Origin of the sequence: Mesorhizobium sp. M7A.F.Ca.US.006.04.2.1, from assembly GCF_004022915.1 — a bacterium.
GTDB lineage: Bacteria > Pseudomonadota > Alphaproteobacteria > Rhizobiales > Rhizobiaceae > Mesorhizobium > Mesorhizobium ciceri.
Genome location: NZ_RZQA01000882.1, coordinates 1 through 2,524 on the forward strand (window position 1 = coordinate 1; position 2,524 = coordinate 2,524).

Genomic DNA, 2,524 nt, shown 5'->3' on the forward strand with positions numbered 1-2,524 from the left:
TCGCCGGCCTGATGGGCGCGTTCGGCGCCCTGCCCGCCCACGCCCCGCCGCAATTGCCGCCCGATGCCGCCATCGATGCCGGGCGCTGGCGGGTCCAGCCCGCGCGCGCCTATGTCAGCCGCGCCAAACTCTATGGCGTGGCGCTGAAACCAGGCCAGAAGGCGCTGGTGTTGGAGGCCGATCTGACCAATCGCACGGCGCAATCCGACAAGGCTTATTTCAACGTCTTCAAGCCGGACGGGATCGACCTGCCCGATTCCACGCCGATGATCGCGCTGGCCCGCGATTCGACGCTGACGCCGGAACTGCATCCCGGCATGACCGAACGCATGGCCTATGTCTGGCCGCTTGCCGGTAACGCCGCCGTGCCGGCAAATCTCAGCTTCGGCGTCACCGCCGAGATCTTCAAGCCGCGCGACAATCTTTACGGCACGCCGGGCTGGTTCAATCCCTATCGGCTCGGCACCGTCACCATGCCGGTCGCCGACCTGCCCGAGAGCGGCTCATGAGGATCCGCGCCATCGGCAATCTCCTGATCGTCGCCGCCACCGTGGCGCTCAGCTACGGCATGCAGGTGTCGAAGCCGCATTATGCCGAACTTACCGCGCCGATCCCCATCGATGGCGCCATGCACGACACGGTGCGGGCGCGCAGCTTCGATGTCCGCCTCGACAGAATGGTCTTTGCGCGCACGCTGAAGACCAACCAGTTCGGCCAGGAAAGGCTGCTGACCACCAGCGGCCTGTGGGCGGTGGCGACGACCAATCTCACCGCCACCAGCACCTCCACCACGGTCGCCGACGGCACCTGGCAAGGCCCGACCGGCCTGCGCTACCGCCAGACGGAGCGGCTCAACTATCGCCAGGATATGCCGCCACATGCCGTCGATCCAGGGCTGGAGAGAAGCGGCCTGTTCGTCTTCGAGTTGCCGGCCGACCAGATCCGAGGCGCCAGCCTGCTTATCGCCGCACGTCAGTTCGGCCCGCTCGACGCCCAGGCTCGCATCAGCCTCGATGCCGTTCCGACCGGTGCCGATGGTCAACCGGCGGATGTCTTGCCGCTATACGATCTCGACGCTCCTGCACCGCCGCAGGGCCAGACACGGCAGGGCCAGACACGGCAGGGCAAGACATGAGCGCGGTTTCAACCGACATCGACCCAGCCGGCGGTGGCGAGAAAAAATGGCGACGGCGCGGTCTTGCCGCGCTCGCTATCCTGCTGCCGCTGACGCTGGCCGAAACCAGCTATGAGAGCATCCGTGAATGGCTGCATGGCGAGGACCTCATCGCCAGGGATGTCGAGTTTGGCCAAGGCGCGCCGTTCGGCGGCAGCGAATGGCGGCTGGCCGATTTGCGCGGCGGCAAGGCCGGCCGCTTGCCCGACCATGCCATGGCCGTCATCGCCACCTTCGCCGTCACGGTCGGCGATCCCGATCTGCAAAAGCAGTGGCTGGGCTGCAAGGTGATGCGGACCGACGCCGCCGGCCGCCGCTGGCTGCCCGACTTCATCCCCGGCGTCAGCCTGCCGGACGGCGTGATGAACTGCACCTCGGCGATCTTCTCCGGCGCCAAAAAGGGCGAAATCATCAGCGTCGGCGAGACCTTCATCGTGCCCGAGGATGCCATCGAGACCATCCGCCCAGCCATTGGCCTGGGCAGCGAGCGCCCCTGGTTCCTGCGTTTTCAGCGGCCGCCGAAGTGACAGCATCCTTCTCCCCGTAAAGAAAGCTCACTTCCCCGCCCGCTTCGCCATCGAAAACGCCGTCTCCAGCACGGCGGCGAGAAAGCATATGCGCAGCGGCTCGATCAGGATGCCGGTGGAAGAATCCTGGAACGGGCTGCCGAAGAGCAGCGTCACGGCATGCGAAAAAATCTGCCAGATATCGAGCTCGTGTGGGCCGATCAGCCGCGTCGCGCCGAGCCACAGCCAGGCCGCGCCCCAGTCGAGCAACCGGTAGCCGACCACCAGCGTGCACAACAGCACCAGGCTGGCGCTGACCGTCAGCCGCACGCCGTTGGCGATCGGCAGATAGCGCGAGCGGTAGCCGGCGATGAAATGCTCGACGAAATCGCGCAGGAATTTCGGCAGGCCGGCATAGCGCTGGCCGGCACGCTCCAGCCGGCCGTGCACGCGCATCAGGGCAGCATCGTCGCGCACATCATAGCCGTAGATCAGCGCCGCCATCACCAGCCAGATCAGCGGCAGGAGCATGAAGAAGAACAGGTTGATCGCAGCCGTCGACGGCGCGATCGAGGAGATCTCGACCGGCACCATGGGTGCGGCCGAGGCCATCGGCACCGGGTTTGCCAGCCCGTCCACCGATGCCTGCAGGACCGACCAGAAATTGCGGCTCATCAGCCATTGCAGCGCCGAGTCCTTCCAGCGGCTGATCACGTAGAGACCGACGAAAATCCAGTTGGTCTCGCAGATCACCACCACGATCTGCCAGAACGACTCCGCACCTGTCTTAGCCTGCATGAATTTGGCCAGCCGGCGGATCAGCCAGGACACCGCCACGGAGACC

The 2,524-nt window shown here is 65.9% G+C and carries 3 protein-coding genes and 1 pseudogene; 3 read left to right on the forward strand and 1 reads right to left on the reverse strand.

Features of this window, described 5'->3' with window-relative positions; genetic code table 11:
• From EN925_RS31600 to EN925_RS31610, 3 genes are all read left to right on the forward strand, one after another.
• The coding region (locus EN925_RS31600; RefSeq protein ID WP_128337197.1) for a hypothetical protein at positions 1-509 on the forward strand (509 nt) is incomplete at its 5' end.
• Positions 506-1,135 (forward strand): hypothetical protein, encoded by a 630-nt coding sequence (locus EN925_RS31605; protein WP_127369562.1) that lies wholly within the window; start codon positions 506-508, stop codon positions 1,133-1,135. The genes EN925_RS31600 and EN925_RS31605, both read left to right, overlap by 4 nt.
• Complete coding sequence (locus EN925_RS31610; RefSeq protein WP_128337198.1) at positions 1,132-1,701, forward strand: hypothetical protein; 570 nt, start codon at positions 1,132-1,134, stop codon at positions 1,699-1,701. The genes EN925_RS31605 and EN925_RS31610 overlap by 4 nt, the downstream gene beginning before the upstream one ends.
• A gap of 27 nt (positions 1,702-1,728) precedes the next feature.
• Here EN925_RS31610 and EN925_RS31615 read toward each other — a convergent pair.
• Positions 1,729-2,524: pseudogene (locus tag EN925_RS31615) on the reverse strand (hypothetical protein); the annotation flags it as partial.

Bases quoted from the DNA above. Each gene is read 5' to 3' on its own strand.
- EN925_RS31610 (WP_128337198.1), top strand. From the start codon at position 1,132: ATGAGCGCGGTTTCAACCGACATCGACCCAGCCGGCGGTGGCGAGAAA.
- EN925_RS31605 (WP_127369562.1), top strand. From the start codon at position 506: ATGAGGATCCGCGCCATCGGCAATCTCCTGATCGTCGCCGCCACCGTG.